Genomic DNA, 15,588 nt, shown 5'->3' on the forward strand with positions numbered 1-15,588 from the left:
ATCCGTGGCATCCATGGCATCGGTGTCGTCCGTGGCGGACATGGTGGGCCGGTGCGCCCGGGACTCGGCGGGACGCCGGAGTCCCGGGCGGCAGACGCCCGTGCGAGCGTTGATCAGGAGTTGTCGAGCGGCAGGCCGGGCGGGTTGACCTGGGAGGTCTTGACGGCCTCGTTGGAGAGGTTCCAGGCGTCCAGCCACTTGGCGTACTGGCCGTGCTTGATCAGGTAGTTGATGGCCTCGGCGACCGGCTTGGCCAGCCCGCTGTCCTTCTTCGACGTCGCGGCGATCAGACCCTGGAGCTTCGCGCCCGCGCCGGAGAACTTGCCGGCGCTACGGGTCGCGTTGGGGGTATTCGCCGTGTGGGTGGTGTGGTAAGCGATGCTGGGGTTGGGGCCGAAGTGGGCATCTATCTTCCCGCTGTTCAGCGCCAGGTAGACACTGTTGTTGTCCGGGTAGTACTTGACGGTGAGGTCCTTGCCCTCCTTCTTCAGCTTCGCCTTCCACTCCAGCAGGACCTTCTCCTGGTTGGTGCCCCGGCTCACCGAGACCGTCTTGCCGGCCAGGTTCTTGTAGTCGCCGTCGAAGTTCCAGGTGCTTTCCTTACGTACCTCGAACCCCAGGTTGTCCTGCCGGTAGGTGGCGAACTCGTACTTCTTCTTGCGCTCCTCGGTGTCGGTGACGTTGGAGAAGGCCGCGTCGACCTTGCCGCTGTCGATGCCGACGAACAGGTTCTCCCAGGTCGAGTTCTTCAGCTCGGGCTTGAGGCCGAGGACCGCGGCCACCAGTCGGCCGAAGTCGGGCTCGGATCCGGTGAGCGTCTTCTGGTCGTCGCCGACGAAGTTCAGCGGAACGGAGCCGGTGGGCAGGGCGCCGACGCCGACGACCAGCTTGCCCTTCTTGGCGATCGACTTGGGCAGCTTGGCGCTGATGGACTTGACCTCGGAGACCTTGAGCTCGGTCTCCTTGGCGGCACCGTTGGAAAGGGCCCCCACGGTGACCGTCCCGGACGGCTTGCTGTCGGACGTGCCGGCCGCGTCGCTGTTGCCCCCGCAGGCGGCGAGGCCGGTGACGAGGGTGGCGACGGCGGTGCCCGCGGTGAGGCCGCGGAGGAGTCTGCTGCGGAGGCTGAGGGTGCGCATGGCGGTCCTTGGTTCGGTGAACGGTTGCGGTGACGTGCTGCTTGTTCTTCGGTGACGTGTGTGGGGGGCTGCGGTGGTGTGGGGGTGCACGAGCCCGGGCGGGGCGCGGGCAGTGGGACGTACGGCGGAGGTCAGAGCACCTTGCTCAGGAAGTCCCTGGTCCGCTCGTGTTTCGGGTGGTCCAGCACCTCGGAGGGCGGGCCCTGTTCGACGATCCGGCCCTCGTCGAGGAAGACGACCTGGTCGGCGACCTCACGGGCGAAGCCGATCTCGTGGGTGACGATGATGAGAGTGGTGCCGCTGGTGGCCAGGTCCTTGATGACGGCCAGCACCTCACCGACAAGTTCGGGATCGAGCGCGGAGGTCGGTTCGTCGAAGAGGATGACCCCCGGCCGGAGGGCGAGGGCGCGGGCGATGGCCACCCGCTGCTGCTGGCCGCCGGACAGCTGCCGCGGATAGGCGCCGACCTTGTCGGCCAGGCCCACCCGGCCGAGCAGTTCGCGGGCCAGCTCCTGCGCCTCGGGCTTGGTCAGCTTCCCGGTCGCCACGGGAGCGGCGGCCACGTTGTCCAGCGCCGTCAGATGCGGGAAGAGGTTGAAGTGCTGGAAGACGAAGCCGATCCGGCTGCGCTGGCCCAGGATGACCCGTTCGCTCAGCTCCTTGAGCCTCCCCCGGCCTGCGGACGGGGGGACCCCCGCCTCGCCGCGCTCGCCGTGCCGGCGGACGCCGATCAGCTCACCGTTCACGCTGACGTACCCGACCTCGGGCTTCTCCAGGTGGTTGATCACCCGAAGCAGGGTGGATTTGCCGGACCCGGACGGCCCGAGAATCACGGTGACCTCGCCGGGCGACACGGTCAACTCGACGCCGTCCAGCACCCGGTGGGCGCCGTACCACTTGCGCACGCCGTGCACCTCGACCGCAGCAGGTCGTATCTCGGTGGTGTCGGTGATCTCAGTCAGCTCGGTGCTCTCAGCGGTCTCGGTGGTCATATCGCCGCCTCCCTTTGGGCTCGGGCCCGCAGATCACGCAGTCCCGTCCGCACCTTCTGCAATGGCGTCGGCGGAAGGGTGCGCGTCGCGCCCCGGGAGAAGTGCCGCTCGACGTAGAACTGCACGACGGAGACCCCACTCGTGAGGATCAAGTACCAGACGGTGGCGACCAGCAACAGCGGGACGATGTCACCCGGGTAGGTGCTGCCCATGCTCTGCGCGGAGCCGAAAAGATCGAGCAGCGACACGTAGAAGACGAGCGAGGTGCTCTTGATCAGATTGATCAGCAGATTGACGTAGTTCGGGGTGATGGACCGCAGAGCCTGCGGGAAGACGATCTTCGTGAACTGATAGCTCTTCGGCAGGCCGAGTGCCCATGCCGCCTCGTGCTGCCCCTGGTCGACCGCGAGGATGCCGCTCCGCACCACCTCGGACGCGTACGCCGCCTCGTTCAGACTGAGTCCGACGACCGCGACGACGACGTCGGTGGCGAGCCGGGACTCGTCGAAGGTGAAGAAGGCGGGCCCGAACGGAACCCCGAGGCTCAGTGTCTTGTACAGCGCGCTGAAGTTGTAGAGGAACAGCAGCACCACGATCAGCGGAACCGATCGGAACAGCCATGTGTAGGTCCAGCTGACCGCCCGCAGCATCGGGCTCCGGGAGAGCCTGCCCAGGGCGATCAGGATGCCGCCGAGCAGACCGAACACGGCGCTGTACGCCGTCACTTCGAGGGTGACGAGCAGACCGTCGAGGATCGTCGGACGCAGGAACCAGTACGAGAACCGGTCCCACTGATAGAAGGGGTTGGTCACCAGTCCGTGGGCGAACTGGGCGACCAGCACCAGCACGATCGCCGTGGCGATCCAGCGACCTGGTCTGCGCAGCGGCAGCACCCGCTGTGCCGCCGGTGGCCGCGGTGCGGTGTCGTCGCCGGGCCGTTCGGCCTCGGCAGGACCCACGGTACGAGGCTCGGAGGAGGGTTCGGGGGTCTCCTCGGCAGGAGGCGCTGAGGCGAGGAATGCGACAGCGCCAGGGGGTTCACTCATGGAGGGCTCCAGCGAATTCGGACACCCCGGACCGCGGACGCGGCAACGGCACGGCCGAGCCGGCAGGGCTCTGCGTGACGATGCGCGCGGGGATGCGCGGAACGGGGGCTGGGCAGGAAGGGAGCACACCGCGAGAGCGGTGGCATCAAAGATTCAGAAAACCGTCAGCCTTGGCAGCAGGCACGGCAGGCGCAGGTGCCGGTACACAGTGCGCTGCTGACGCGGAGCAGATCGACCGACCGGTTCGCGCACAGCAGCAGGCAGCCGCGACGCCGCCATGCGGCCGTCTCGAAAGCTGCGTACATTCCGTCACCGTCACTGTTCCGGCCCCATGGGGGCTCGCGCTTACCGAAGGGCTTCCGGTCCGGTCGTCACCTGGGGCACCCCACCGCGGCGCGAGGGTTGCCGGTCAGCAAGCCAGGGCTTGTCGCTGACACTCATGACCGATCTGCGGCGTAAGTTAGACAGATCTCGGACATGGTTGTCAAAGCCTGCCCGACCTGTGGGACGACAAACCGAGTCGGGGCGGACCTGGTGGGCTGCACCAACGCCTGGAAGCAGCGGGAAGAATCGCCCCGCTCGGCTACCAGGGCAGCCACCAGCGCGGTCACTCCTCCCTCCGCCAGAAGCGCACCTCGCCAGGGCCTGTGACCGCCCGGCTGCCCACAACGCCCGCGCCCTCTGATTCGAACCCCTGGGGACATCCCCGACACTCGGGGCGTGCCAAGGACATTCCGACGATTCGCGCCGCCGGCATGCGCTTCTTCTCGCTGGTGAAGGTGGACGTCCAGCGCAAGGAGGGCGCCCCAAACCCGGTGCCGATGGAAACCGAAGAGGAACCACGTCCAGCATCCGACTGGGCCGTGCCCCTGCACGTTCAGCTGTTCCCGGTCCCCTTGTGTCCTGCACACCCACCCCTCCCACGCCGAGCTGCTGATCGACATCAACGACGGCAGCGTGGAGAAGGGCCCCGCCACCAAGGGGCCGGCGCCCGCGAAGGTGGACGACAAGGGCGGTTCGGTCGCCCTCGGCTGAAGCAACGGGCGCCGCCGCCCGGTCCCCCGTCATCCAGGTCAGCGGCCGCCGCGCAGTTGTCGCCAGCCGGCCAGGACCTCCTCCGTGGTGGTGATGGTGGCGACCAGGGCGAGGGTGTTGCGGACCATCGCGGGGGTGTACTCGGCGGGCACCCCCGCGATGGCGTCCGCGGGCACCACTGCCGTGTAGCCCAGGTTGACCGCGTCGAACACGGCGTTGGGGACCGCCACGTTCGCCGACACCCCGGTGACGACGAGCGTGCGGCATCCGAGGTTGCGCAGCAGCGCGTCCACCTCGGTGCCGGCGATCGGCGAGAGGCCGTGCAGCCGGCGCACGACCAGGTCGTCCTCCGTCACGGGAATCGGATCGGCGACACGTACCGCCGTGGACCCGGCGAACTGCTGGACGGGCAGCCGCTCGGCCGCCTTGAAGAGGCGGGCGTTGTGGCTGGCGCCGCGGCCGTCGGGACGGCGTTCGGCGATCGCGTGCAGCACCTGGACGCCGGTGTCGTGGGCCGCTGCCACCAGCCGTGCGACGTTGACCAGCGCGCCCGACGTGCGGGCCGCCTCGGCCAGTTCGGGCAAAGCGCTGTCCGGGCCGACCACACCGCGCTGGCACTCGACGGTCAGCAGCACCGTCGAGGCCGGGTCCAGTGGCGCGCCGAGCCGCGCGGCGTGCGAAGGCATCGCATTCCCCTCTGGCGGTCCGATTCCCTGACGGGCCGGTTCACGACGGGTGAGAGTAGCGGCCATTGCGTACGCCAGGAAGGGCCCGCATGCTTTCTGACACGCAGTCAGTTGATGGATGTGTGTGGGATGAGTATCGGGTGAGCGGGGCGGTGCCCGCAGTAGGGGCTGCCACACGGCGGAGGGCGGGGACGGATGGCCGACACACAGCGGCGCGGGCGCCGGATCATGATGACGCGCGGCGAGCTCGATGCGTTCCTCGGGACGCAGCGCACCTGCCGGGTCGCGACGGTCGGCGGCGACGGCGCACCGCACGCCGGCGCGCTGTGGTTCGTCTGGGACGGTACGGCGCTGTGGCTGTATTCGATCACTCGCAGCAGGCGGTGGGCACAGCTGGGCAAGGATCCGCGGATCGCGGTGGTCGTCGACGACGGACACGAGTACGGCGAGCTGCGCGGCGCCGAGCTGACCGGCCGGGTGGACTTCGTCGGGGAGTCCCCGCGCACCGGCGAGCCCTGCCCTGAGCTGGACGCCCCTGAGCGGCTCTTCGCCGAGAAGTACTTCGGAATGCCCCGGATGCCGCACGACGGCCGCCACGCGTGGCTGCGTCTGACACCCCGGTCCGTCGCGTCATGGGACTTCCGCAAGATCCCTGGGTGAGCGTGGCGGGCGGACCTCAACTCTTGACGGCCTCTGCGATCTGCAGGGCGGCCTGGGCGGGCGTGAGGTGCGTGGTGTCGACGACCTCGGCCTCGCCGTGCAGCCACGTGCGGGCCGCCTCGGCGTAGGGCTCAAGATATTTGAGACGGAATGGGGAGGGGCCAAGAAGAGTGTCCCCCTCGATGCGTCCACGGAGGGTGTCTTGGTCAGCGTGGAGGACGAAGTGCCGTACTGGAATGGCATGTTGGGCGAGGCCCGTGCTGATCTCGCGCCAGTACTCCTCGACCAGGACAGTCATGGGCATCACCAGAGTGCCGCCGGTGTAGTCGAGTACGCGGCGGGCGGTCTCGACTACGAGCGGCCGCCACGGCGGCCAGTGCTGGAAGTTGTCCGTCCCGGGCAGCCCTGGCGTGATGTCCATGAGTGTCTCGCCGACCTTCTCGGCGTCGAACACCCGTGAATCCGGGATCAGCTGCTGCACGAGTGCGCTGGTCGTCGTCTTGCCTGCGCCGTGGGTGCCGTTGAGCCATACGATCATGGGCCCCAACGCTAGCGCTGTGCGGGCCGCGGGAACGGGCACGGGCACGGGCACGGGCACGGCAGAAATCCGGCACGGCTTCAGGGTGGTGTCAACCACCAAGATCAGATGTCACCTCTCTCGAAAAGTCGTACCGGCTGAAGTTGATCTCCGTGGGGAGATCGCGTTGTCAGTGGTCTCTGCGAGAGTGGTGTCGGTCAGCCCGTTTCGCGCCGGCAGGGGTGCGGAAGCGGACGGCCCGGCCGTGACGGGCCGGGCGCCGACGAGGACGAAGGAGATCCGGTGAACGTGCTCTTCCCCGCGCTGCGGGATGCTTCGCCCGCCCCCGCGCTGCGCTTCGGCGACCGTGCGCTGAGCTATCAGCAGTTGGCGTCGGTGGCGGGCGCGCTCGCCGAGCGGATCGCCGGCGAGAGCCGAATCGCCCTCTGGGCGACGCCGACGCTCGAAACCTCGGTCGGGGCGGTGGCCGCGCTGCTCGCGGGGGTGGCCGCGGTGCCCGTCAATCCGAAGATCGGCGAGAGCGAGCTGGCGCACATCGTGGCGGACAGCGCGCCGTCGCTCGTCCTGGCCGAGCCGGGCGCCGATCTGCCGGGGCCGCTCGCCGCGCTCGCCCGTGTCGACATCGAGGCCACGGAGCCTTCCGAGGGCGCCGGACCCGCCCTGCTGCCGGCCGAACCGGGCGACGAGGCGCCGGCCCTGATCGTCTACACCTCCGGCACGACCGGGCCGCCCAAGGGCGTCGTCCTCCCCCGGCGCGCCCTCGCGCACACCCTGGACGCCCTGCAGGACGCCTGGCAGTGGACCGCCGACGACGTCCTCGTCCACGCCCTGCCCCTCTTCCATGTCCACGGCCTGATCCTCGGCATCCTCGGCCCGCTGCGCCGCGGCGGCAGCGTCCACCACCTGGGGCGCTTCAGCACCGAGGCGGTGGCGCGGGAGCTGTCCGCGGACGGGACGATGCTGTTCGGCGTCCCGACGATGTACCACCGCCTGGCCGCGGAGGCCGGCCAGGATCCCGTCCTCGCCAAGGCGCTCTCCCGGGCGCGGCTGCTGGTCTCCGGCTCGGCCGCGCTGCCGCAGACCGATCATGAGCGGATCGCGGCCGCCTGCGGCCGGCGGGTGATCGAGCGCTACGGCATGACGGAAACCCTCATGAACACCAGCGTGCGGGCGGACGGCCCGGATGCCGTGGGCACGGTCGGGGTGCCCCTGCCGGGGGTCTACGTCCGGCTCGTCGACGACGCGGGCCAGGCCGTCGAGGCGGACGACGCGGAGACGGTCGGCGAGATCCAGGTCCGCGGCCCGAACCTCTTCGTCGAGTACCTCAACCGCCCCGATGCCACCGCCGCCGCCTTCGACGGCGGATGGTTCCGTACCGGCGACATGGCGACCCGCGACGCCGCCGGGAACTACCGCATCGTGGGCCGCAAGGCCACCGACCTGATCAAGAGCGGCGGCTACAAGATCGGCGCAGGGGAGATCGAGAATGCGCTCCTGACGCACCCCGGGGTCGCCGAGGCCGCCGTCACCGGCGCCCCGGACGAGGACCTCGGCGAGCGGATCGTCGCCTGGATCGTGGTGCGGACCGGTCCGGACGCGGCCCCGGCGCCGTCCGGCCAGGAGCTCGCGGATCATGTCGCCCGTCAGCTGGCGCCGCACAAACGGCCACGCACCGTGCACTTCCTGGACGCCCTGCCGCGCAATGACATGGGCAAGGTGCTGAAGCGTGAACTCCGTGCGTGACGAAGGGCGCGGCGAGGCCGGGGACCGAGCCGGCCCTCCCGCAGAGGCGATGCCGTGCGCGCGACTGACGGCCCGTCAGGCAATTGCCGCGGTCGCGGAGACGTACACCGAGCTGACCACGCCCGGGGGAAGCGGCGCGCCGGCCGCGGCACCCTTCGCGCCGGACGGCCCGCTCGGCTGGCGCGGCTACGACGATATGCGGGCCCGCGCCCACGCCCGGACCGGCGAGCACGAGTCGGTGGTCACCGCCCTGGCCATGATGGGCGGCATGGAAACGGTCGTGCTCTCCTTCGAGTTCCGCTATCTAGGCGGCTCCCTGGGCGAGCGCACCGGCGACCGGCTGGAGGCCGCCTACCGTCTGGCGCGCGAGCGCGGCCTGCCGGTCGTCTCGCTGATCGCTACGGGCGGCAGCCGGATGCAGGAAGGGATGCGCGCGCTCACCCAACTCCAGCGGGTGGCCGCACAGTCGGCGCACACCCGCGCCGCGGGCCTGCCGCAGATCGCCGTGCTGCGCGATCCGACGACCGGCGGCGGCTGGGCCACCCTCGGTGCGGCCGCCGATGTCATCCTCGCGCTCCCCGGGGCCCAGGTCGGCTTCGCGGGCTCACGGGTACGCCCCGCGGACGCCAACCCGTACGCCTACTCCGCCGAGGGACAGCTGGCATCCGGCCATATCGACGCCGTCGTCCCGGCCGACCGGCTGCGCGCCACGCTCCAGCACTGGTTGCAACTCCTGGGTGGATCAGGCGAGTTGGGCGGCGACATTGTAGAGCCGGCCCCGTTGCCGTACGCACTCGGCGTGCCGGGGCTGCCGGAGACCGGCTGGGGCGCGGTGGCCCGCGCCCGCGAGCCGCGGCGGCCGCGCGCCGAGGCCTATCTGCGGGCGTACTTCGACGACCGGGAGGAGCTCAGCGGCGACCGCTGTGGCGGCGTCGACCCCGGGATGCGGTGCGGCTTCGGCCGTCGAGACGGGCGCACGATCGCCTTCGCCGCCCAGTGCGGCACGGCCACCCGCCCGGCCGGCTTCCGTACCGCCGCCCGCCTCATCCGGCTCGCCGACCGGTTCGGCATACCGGTCCTCACGCTCATCGGCACCCCGGGGGCCGCCAATGACGCGGCGGCTGAGCGCGCCGGGGCCGGAGCGGCGATCGCCGACACCTTCGGAGCGCTGGCCACCGCCCGGGTGCCCGTCACGTCCCTGCTCATCGGGGAAGGCGGTTCGGGCGGCGCGCTGGCGCTGGCCGCGCCTGACCGGCTCTGGGCCACACCGGACAGCTACTTCTCCGTGATCGCCCCGGAGCTGGCCGTGGCCATCCTCAAGCGCGAGCCGGCACAGCTCCATGACACCGCCGACCAACTCCGCATCCGCCCGCAGGATCTCCTCGACCTCGGCGTCATCCGCGGTATCGCCCCACCGGCCTGAAGGGAGTGAGGCGGCCGGCCACCCCCGCCTCAGCAGCCCTCCACGCTCCTTCCAGCCGCACGGAGCGCCTCCACCGCCGCCCGGATCGAGGGCCTGCGGTCGGCATCCTCCCGCCAGATGGCATAGACATGGCGGCGCATCGTGTGGGGTACGGGCACCACGCTCACCCCCTCCGGCACCGGCCCGCGGCCGAGCCGCGGAGCCACCGCGATCCCCAGCCCGGCCGCGATCAGGGCGAGCTGGGTGTGATGCTCCTCGGCCATGTGCGCGATCCGCGGCTCCATCCCCTTGCTGCGCAGCGTGAACATCAGCCAGTCGTGGCAGAACTCCCCCTGCGGCCAGGAGATCCACTCATCGTCCGCGAATTCCTCCAGCTCCACGGACGGCCGCCCGGCCAGCGGGTGGGTGGACGGCATCGCCACGTCGGCCGGATCGTCCAGCAGCGGCGCCTTGGCCAGCCCCTCGGGCAGGGACAGCGGCCGGTTGTACCAGTCCAGGACGACCGCCAGATCGATATCGCCGCGCACCACCCCGCGTACCGATTCATCCGGCTCCATCTCCGTCAGCCGCGCGCGCAGCTGGGGGTGCTCGGCGGCGAGCGTGACCAGCGCGGCCGGGAAGAGCCCCCGCGCGGCGGTGGGAAAGGCGCCCAGCCGCAGCTCACCCACCGCCTGGCCGCGATGTGCCTCCAACTCGGCCTGGGCCAGCTCGACTTGGGACAGGATGCGGGTGGCATGTTCGGCGAGCAGCCGCCCGGCGTCGGTCAGCCGCACCCCGCGTCCGTTCTTCGCCAGCAGCTGCTGGCCGGTCTCCCGCTCCAGCTTGGCGATCTGCTGCGAGACGGCCGAGGTCGTCACATGGAGTCCGTCGGCGGCCGCACTCACCGAGCCATGGCGGGCGACGGCACTCAGCGTCCGGAGGCGATCAAGGTTCAACATATAAGCAATGCTAAGTGATACCCGGCAAGAAATCTCGCTTGTGCTACGAAGTTGTAGCCCGCATCGTGTACGTCATGAGCACCACCGCCGGCGCGTCCACCGCCTCCGCCCATGCCGCGACCTCCCAGCCCCCGTCCGCCGAACCTGCTGCCGGCCAGATCGCCGCGGCGGCTGCGTCCATGGCGGCCGCGAAGCCCGCCGGCCGGGCCCGCGGCTGGCAGTTCCGGTTCGCCGTCCTCTCCCTGATCTGGGGCTTCAGCTTCCTCTTCATCAAGGTGGGCACCCAGGGCTTCGCGCCGCTGCAAGTCACCCTGGGCCGGGTGGCGTTCGGTGCGCTGGTGCTGCTGACCATGCTCGCGATCAAGCGCGAGGGGCTCCCCCGCTCCGTGCGCACCTGGGCCCATCTCGCCGTCGCCGCGCTCTTCCTGAACGTGCTGCCGTTCTCCCTCTTCGCCTACTCCGAACTGACCATCCCCTCCACGCTGGCCGGGATCTGCAATGCCACCTCCCCGCTGTGGGGCATGGCGCTCTCGGTGGTCGCGCTCTCCGAGGACCGCCCCACCCGGCGCCGGGGCGCGGGTCTGGGCATCGGCTTCCTGGGCGTGCTCACCGTGCTCGGCGCCTGGCAGGGCTTCGCCGGCACGGATCTGACGGGCACCGCGATGGCCCTGGGCGCCTCGCTCTGCTACCCCATCGGCTGGATCTACGTCCGCCGCACCCTGGGGGGCGGCGGACACTCCCACCTCTCCATGTCCAGCGCCCAGTTGCTCCTGGCAGCCGCCCAACTGGCCATCGTGACACCCTTGTTCACGACCGCACCGGCACACCTCCCCCTCATCCCGCTGCTCGCCGTCTTCGCACTCGGCGCGCTGGGCACCGGCTTCGCCTTCCTCCTCCAGTACGGCCTGGTGGACGAGGTCGGGCCCACCACCGCGCAGATGGTCACCTACTTCGTCCCACTGATCGCCACCGCGGCCGGAGTGGTGCTCCTGCACGAGCGGCTGAGCTGGAACACCCCGGTCGGCGCCCTCATCGTGCTGGCCGGCGCCGCACTCACCCAGAGCAAGCCCCGCGCGCGCCACACGTCCGGCCCACGGCCCGGCTCCACGGCCGACTGACACCCCGCCCGGACAGGCACACGACAGGTCCGCCAGCCCCCGAGCCGGTCTCGGGGGCTCCTGCACAGCCCCCGGGTGCAGGTGCGCCACTACGAGCACTACTACCTCAAGAGGGTCAGCTGCTGAGGGCGACGCGGCTCAGCGGACCGCCCAACGTCACACCCCGCGGCTGAGGTTGCGGGTGACGTCGACGCCGTTGCGGAGGACGACGGTGGGCGGTTCCGCCGGCTCCCCCCCGCCGCCGACTCCGCCAGCCACCCGCTCCGCCCCCGCCACCCGCTGCTCACTCGTACCGTCGCGCCTCCCCCCGCCCCGTTGCTGCGGCCACGGCATCCGCCACGGGAGCGATGTCGTCATCGGAGAGGCCGGAGACGGTGATACGGATGCCGGGCGGGGAGTGCAGGCGGAAGCGCGCGCCGGGGGCCACCGCCCAGCCGGAGTGCAGGAGCCGGGCCACCGCGCCGGTCTCGTCCGGGACCGGTACCCAGACGTTCATCCCGCTGCGGCCCCGTGCGGCGACTCCGCGCTCCGCCAGCGCGCGTATCAGCGCCTCCCGCCGCCGGCCGTACGCTCCGGCCACCGCGGCGGGATCGATCGCGGACGTCCGCCACAGGTGGGCGACCGTGTCCTGGAGGAGATGACTGATCCAGCCCGGGCCGAGACGTTGCCGGCCGGCCACGCGGTCGATGGTCAGGGCGTCCCCGGTGAGCACCGCCAGGCGGAGGTCCGGGCCGTACGCCTTGGCCGTCGACCGGACCAGAACCCAGTGGTCGGTGACGCCGGAGAGCGGATGGAGCGGGAGGTCGACGATGCCATGGCCATGGTCGTCCTCGATGAGGAGGACCTCGGGGTGCCCGGCCAGGAGGGCGCGGAGTTCGGTGGCGCGGGCGCGGCTGACGGCGGCGCCCGTGGGGTTCTGCGCCCGGTCGGTGAGGACGACCGCGCGGGCGCCGTCCTGAAGGGCGCGCGTCAACTGCCCTGGCAGCGGGCCCTCGTCGTCCACCTCGACCGGCGCGGGGCGCAGTCCGAGCGCCGGAATGAGATCCAGCAGGCTGCCCCACCCGGGGTCCTCCACCGCCACGGTGTCACCGGACCGCAGATGGGCGGCGAGCACTCGCTCGATGGCGTCCAGCGAGCCGCTGGTGACCGCGATCGGCCCGGCCGGCACGCCGTCAGCGGCGAAGGCCGCGCGGGCCAGCGCCGCCAGCTCCTCGTCCACGGCCGGCGTGCCGTAGAGCGCGGGGCGGCGCGCACTGTGCGCCGCGGCCTCGGCCAGCGCCCGTTCGAGCGGGGGCAGCAGCGAGGGATCGGGGTTGCCGTCGGAGGCGTCACGGACACCGGGCGGCGCCTCCACCCGCAGGGCCTCGCGCGGGGTGCTCGCGGGGCGGGGGCGCACCCGGCTGCCGCGCCGGCCCGCGGTTTCGATCACCCCGCGGTCGCGGAGTGTGCGGTATGCCGCCGCGACCGTATTGGGATTCACCTCCAGATAGACCGCCAACTCCCTGAGCGGGGGCAGGACTTCGCCCGGTTGGAGCTCGCCCGCACCGACGGCTCGCTCGACACTTGCGGCAATCTCCGATGCGCGCCGCCCTTCGATCCGATACTCTCCTAGCACAAACATGATTATGCACTAGTGCAATGGAGTTCGCAATGTCCCAGGCCGCCTCGTCCCGAACCGCGTCGTACGAACCGACCGAGCGCACGACCCCCACCCGCGCCCGCCAACGCGCCACCTACGACCAGGAGACGGTGCACGCGATCCTCGACGAGGGCTACGTCTGCCATCTGGGCTTCGTCCGCGACGGTTCCCCGGTCGTCCTGCCGACGCTCTACGGCCGGGTCGGCGACCGCCTCTATCTGCACGGTTCGACGGGAGCCCGCCCGCTGCGGATGGCCGGTGCGGCGCCGGACCCGGGCCTCGACGTGTGCGTCACGGTCACGCACGTCGACGGGCTGGTGCTGGCCCGGTCCGCGTTCCACCACTCGATCAACTACCGCTGTGTGGTGGTGCACGGCACTGCCCACCAGGTCACGGACCCGGAGGAGAAGACCTCCGCGCTGGACGCGCTGGTCGATCATGTGGTGCCGGGGCGCGCCGCGGACTCCCGGCCGGGGAACGCCAAGGAGCTGGCCGCCACCTCCGTGATCCGCCTCGACCTGCGCGAGGTCTCCGCCAAGATCCGGGCCGGCGGCCCGGACGACGAGCCGGAGGATCTCGCCCTGCCGTACTGGAGCGGCGTGCTCCCCGTGGCCCCGGTGTACGGCGCCCCCATACCCGCCGACGATCTCGCGCCCGGCACTCCCGAGCCGGCCTATCTGACCGCCCGCTGAGGAGCCGCTGTGCTGATCCACCCCTGGGACGCGCCCACGGAGGACGCCGAGTGGCAACAGTGGCTCGCGGCGCACGACTTCGGTCAGCTGGCGGCCAACGGACCGCCCGACGAGCCGCCGCTGGTCCAGCCGCTGCACTTCGCCTACGACCCGGCCCGCCGCGAGGCCGTCACCCACCTGGCCCGCCCCAATCCCCTCTGGAGCGCGCTGGACCACCGGCCCACGGTGGTGCTGAGCGTGGTGGACGACTACACCTTCATCCCCGGCCCCTGGCAGGCGGACGAGGACCAGCCGCCCGAGCACGGCGTCCCCACCAGCTTCTACGCCGCGGTCCAGCTGATCTGCACGGCCCACATCGTGGACGATCCGGCGGCGAAGGCGGCACTGCTGCAACGGCAGATGCGCCACTTCCAGCCGGCCGGCGACTCGGCCCCGGTGGCCGCGGGCGAGGCGCCGTACGGGCGGCTGCTGTCCGGCATCCGTGGCCTGCGCCTCGAAGTGCGGGACGTCCGCGCCAAGTTCAAATACGGGGGCAAGCGGAGCGAGGCCGTCCAGCACCGTGTCTCGGCGCGGCTCGCCGAACGGGACGGTCCCGGGGACGCGGCGGCCCGCGCCCATCAGCAGCGGCGTCTGGCAACGGCCGAGGGGCCCCTGCGGACACCCGGCTCCTGAACAGGCGCCCCATGGCCGGCGGCGCCACAGATCGACCCGCCCCGGGGAGCCCGGCCGACGCTGCCGGCCGGGCCCCGTCCTCAGGCGGGCCCCGTCCTCAGGCGGGCCCCGTCCTCAGCCGACCACCTGCGCCGCCGACCGTGCGGCCGCCACCGCTCCGCGTGCCTCCGTCACCGCCAGGGCGGCAACAGCCGTCAGCAGCACCCCGGTTCCGGTCGCCGTCGCCACCGTGAGCCGCTCCCCCAGAAACGCCACCGCGAGGGCCGCCGCCGACACCGGCTCGATCAGCGAGAGCACGGACGCGGTCGCGGCGCGGACGGCCGCCAGCCCCGCGAAGTACAGCCCGTAGGCCAGCGCCGTCGGCACCGCCGCGATATAGCCCAGCAGCAGGAGACTGCGGCCCAGGTCGTGCGCCGCCGGCCACAGCCCCTCCGCCGCCGCGAGCGGCAGCAGACACACTGCAGCGACCGCGAAGGCCCCGATCGTCGAGGCGTAGGGATCGCCGCCCCCGGCCTTGCCCAGCCGCCGGGTGGCCAGCGTCATCGCGGCGCAGCCGGCCGCCGACAGCAGGGCCCAGCCGACACCGGCCGGACGGACTCTCGCCCCGCCGTCGCCGCCGAGGACCAGGATCGTGAGCCCGGCCAGCGCCCCGGCGACCGCCAGGACCCCGCCCAGCCCGAGTCGTTCCCCCATCGTCATGCGCGCCCCGATGGCGATGAGGACGGGGCCCGCCCCCATGGTGACGACGGTACCCACCGCCAGCCCGGTGGCTTCGACGGCCGCGAAGTAGGCGGCCTGGAAGACGGCGAGGGCGACGCCGGTCACCACGACCCGGGTCAGGCGCCGGCGCAGCGGCTCGTACGGAGCGGGTGCGGCGGCCGGTCCGGAGCGGCGGCGCAGCAGCGCCCGGACGGCGAGCAGAAGGAGCAGGCCGCCCAAGGTGCGCCAGAAGGTGAGGGCGACGGGGCCCAGTCCGCTGCCCCGGTAGAGGAGGGCGGCCGCCGCACCGGCGGTGCCCCAGGCGGTCGCGGCGAGTGTCACGTACAACAGCCCCCGGCCCACGGGCAGGGCGGAGGACACAGTGGCATGCATGGAAGTGCTGCTCCGGGAAATCCAGGACGGCGCAAGGCGCCGTGGAATGGTCGCGTGATCCCGTGTGCAGGCAGCGACAATCGGCTCGGGAACCAGCCCGAGCCGGGTTTCCTCGGAGGCCGCCGCCCGCGTTACGCGGCGGGAGGGGGCAGCACAGTCGAATGCATGATCGACA

At 71.7% G+C, this 15,588-nt stretch carries 14 protein-coding genes and 1 riboswitch; of the genes, 6 read left to right on the forward strand and 8 right to left on the reverse strand.

Annotated elements, in window-relative coordinates:
* Positions 1 to 113: 113 nt before the first annotated feature.
* The 4 genes from BKA18_RS03945 to BKA18_RS03960 form a co-directional block, all read right to left on the reverse strand.
* Positions 114 to 1,139, reverse strand: coding sequence for an ABC transporter substrate-binding protein (locus BKA18_RS03945; protein ID WP_366048347.1), 1,026 nt, complete (start codon positions 1,137 to 1,139; stop codon positions 114 to 116).
* A gap of 131 nt (positions 1,140 to 1,270) precedes the next feature.
* A complete protein-coding gene (locus tag BKA18_RS03950) occupies positions 1,271 to 2,131 on the reverse strand; it encodes an amino acid ABC transporter ATP-binding protein (RefSeq protein WP_366048348.1) in 861 nt (286 codons plus the stop codon).
* Complete coding sequence (locus BKA18_RS03955; protein WP_366048349.1) at positions 2,128 to 3,177, reverse strand: amino acid ABC transporter permease; 1,050 nt, start codon at positions 3,175 to 3,177, stop codon at positions 2,128 to 2,130. The genes BKA18_RS03950 and BKA18_RS03955 overlap by 4 nt, the downstream gene beginning before the upstream one ends.
* Before the next feature lie 336 nt (positions 3,178 to 3,513).
* Positions 3,514 to 3,622: riboswitch (SAM riboswitch) on the reverse strand.
* Between the two features lie 628 nt (positions 3,623 to 4,250).
* Entirely contained in the window at positions 4,251 to 4,898 is a 648-nt protein-coding gene (locus BKA18_RS03960) for a cysteine hydrolase family protein (RefSeq protein WP_366048350.1), read from the reverse strand.
* Between the two features lie 195 nt (positions 4,899 to 5,093).
* Between BKA18_RS03960 and BKA18_RS03965 the strand changes: the two genes are divergently transcribed.
* Positions 5,094 to 5,558 (forward strand): pyridoxamine 5'-phosphate oxidase family protein, encoded by a 465-nt coding sequence (locus BKA18_RS03965; RefSeq protein ID WP_366048351.1) that lies wholly within the window; start codon positions 5,094 to 5,096, stop codon positions 5,556 to 5,558.
* 16 nt (positions 5,559 to 5,574) lie between these two features.
* On the opposite strand, the gene BKA18_RS03970 is transcribed toward BKA18_RS03965, so the two are convergent.
* Positions 5,575 to 6,096: a P-loop nucleotide/nucleoside kinase family protein gene (locus BKA18_RS03970; RefSeq protein WP_366048352.1), complete on the reverse strand. Its 522-nt coding sequence runs from the start codon at positions 6,094 to 6,096 to the stop codon at positions 5,575 to 5,577.
* A 282-nt stretch (positions 6,097 to 6,378) separates the two neighbouring features.
* Between BKA18_RS03970 and BKA18_RS03975 the strand changes: the two genes are divergently transcribed.
* The gene (locus BKA18_RS03975; RefSeq protein WP_366048353.1) at positions 6,379 to 7,839 is read left to right on the forward strand and encodes an acyl-CoA synthetase; all 1,461 of its coding nucleotides are present in this window, start codon (positions 6,379 to 6,381) and stop codon (positions 7,837 to 7,839) included.
* A 49-nt stretch (positions 7,840 to 7,888) separates the two neighbouring features.
* On the forward strand, positions 7,889 to 9,262 hold the full coding sequence (locus tag BKA18_RS03980; RefSeq protein ID WP_366048374.1) for a carboxyl transferase domain-containing protein: 1,374 nt from the start codon (positions 7,889 to 7,891) through the stop codon (positions 9,260 to 9,262).
* Positions 9,263 to 9,291: 29 nt separating this feature from the next.
* Here BKA18_RS03980 and BKA18_RS03985 read toward each other — a convergent pair whose 3' ends face one another.
* Positions 9,292 to 10,200 carry a LysR family transcriptional regulator gene (locus BKA18_RS03985; protein WP_040901109.1) on the reverse strand — a complete coding sequence of 303 codons (909 nt, stop codon included), beginning with the start codon at positions 10,198 to 10,200 and terminating at the stop codon, positions 9,292 to 9,294.
* Positions 10,201 to 10,274: 74 nt separating this feature from the next.
* On the opposite strand from BKA18_RS03985, the gene BKA18_RS03990 reads away from it, so the two are divergent.
* Positions 10,275 to 11,318 carry a DMT family transporter gene (locus tag BKA18_RS03990; RefSeq protein ID WP_366048354.1) on the forward strand — a complete coding sequence of 348 codons (1,044 nt, stop codon included), beginning with the start codon at positions 10,275 to 10,277 and terminating at the stop codon, positions 11,316 to 11,318.
* A 283-nt stretch (positions 11,319 to 11,601) separates the two neighbouring features.
* Here the strand turns inward: BKA18_RS03990 and BKA18_RS03995 are convergent, their stop codons facing one another.
* Positions 11,602 to 12,933 (reverse strand): aminotransferase class I/II-fold pyridoxal phosphate-dependent enzyme, encoded by a 1,332-nt coding sequence (locus tag BKA18_RS03995; protein WP_366048355.1) that lies wholly within the window; start codon positions 12,931 to 12,933, stop codon positions 11,602 to 11,604.
* A 23-nt stretch (positions 12,934 to 12,956) separates the two neighbouring features.
* Here BKA18_RS03995 and BKA18_RS04000 point away from each other — a divergent pair, with 23 nt between their 5' ends.
* On the forward strand, positions 12,957 to 13,649 hold the full coding sequence (locus BKA18_RS04000) for a pyridoxamine 5'-phosphate oxidase family protein (RefSeq protein ID WP_366048356.1): 693 nt from the start codon (positions 12,957 to 12,959) through the stop codon (positions 13,647 to 13,649).
* Positions 13,650 to 13,658: 9 nt separating this feature from the next.
* Positions 13,659 to 14,321, forward strand: coding sequence for an FMN-binding negative transcriptional regulator (locus tag BKA18_RS04005; RefSeq protein ID WP_366048357.1), 663 nt, complete (start codon positions 13,659 to 13,661; stop codon positions 14,319 to 14,321).
* A 114-nt stretch (positions 14,322 to 14,435) separates the two neighbouring features.
* Here the strand turns inward: BKA18_RS04005 and BKA18_RS04010 are convergent, their stop codons facing one another.
* Entirely contained in the window at positions 14,436 to 15,413 is a 978-nt protein-coding gene (locus BKA18_RS04010) for a DMT family transporter (RefSeq protein ID WP_366048358.1), read from the reverse strand.
* Between the last annotated feature and the right edge of the window lie 175 nt (positions 15,414 to 15,588).

Source organism: Streptomyces auratus (assembly GCF_050433025.1).
Lineage (GTDB): Bacteria > Actinomycetota > Actinomycetes > Streptomycetales > Streptomycetaceae > Streptomyces > Streptomyces sioyaensis.

What these genes read in the sequence shown, in the direction of transcription:
- BKA18_RS03945 (WP_366048347.1), bottom strand. Translation starts at nt 1,139, where the DNA reads ATGCGCACCCTCAGCCTCCGCAGCAGACTCCTCCGCGGCCTCACCGCG.
- BKA18_RS03950 (WP_366048348.1), bottom strand. Translation starts at nt 2,131, where the DNA reads ATGACCACCGAGACCGCTGAGAGCACCGAGCTGACTGAGATCACCGAC.
- BKA18_RS03955 (WP_366048349.1), bottom strand. Translation starts at nt 3,177, where the DNA reads ATGAGTGAACCCCCTGGCGCTGTCGCATTCCTCGCCTCAGCGCCTCCT.
- BKA18_RS03960 (WP_366048350.1), bottom strand. Translation starts at nt 4,898, where the DNA reads ATGCCTTCGCACGCCGCGCGGCTCGGCGCGCCACTGGACCCGGCCTCG.
- BKA18_RS03965 (WP_366048351.1), top strand. Translation starts at nt 5,094, where the DNA reads ATGGCCGACACACAGCGGCGCGGGCGCCGGATCATGATGACGCGCGGC.
- BKA18_RS03970 (WP_366048352.1), bottom strand. Translation starts at nt 6,096, where the DNA reads ATGATCGTATGGCTCAACGGCACCCACGGCGCAGGCAAGACGACGACC.
- BKA18_RS03980 (WP_366048374.1), top strand. Translation starts at nt 7,889, where the DNA reads ATGCCGTGCGCGCGACTGACGGCCCGTCAGGCAATTGCCGCGGTCGCG.
- BKA18_RS03985 (WP_040901109.1), bottom strand. Translation starts at nt 10,200, where the DNA reads ATGTTGAACCTTGATCGCCTCCGGACGCTGAGTGCCGTCGCCCGCCAT.
- BKA18_RS03990 (WP_366048354.1), top strand. Translation starts at nt 10,275, where the DNA reads ATGAGCACCACCGCCGGCGCGTCCACCGCCTCCGCCCATGCCGCGACC.
- BKA18_RS04000 (WP_366048356.1), top strand. Translation starts at nt 12,957, where the DNA reads ATGGAGTTCGCAATGTCCCAGGCCGCCTCGTCCCGAACCGCGTCGTAC.
- BKA18_RS04010 (WP_366048358.1), bottom strand. Translation starts at nt 15,413, where the DNA reads ATGCATGCCACTGTGTCCTCCGCCCTGCCCGTGGGCCGGGGGCTGTTG.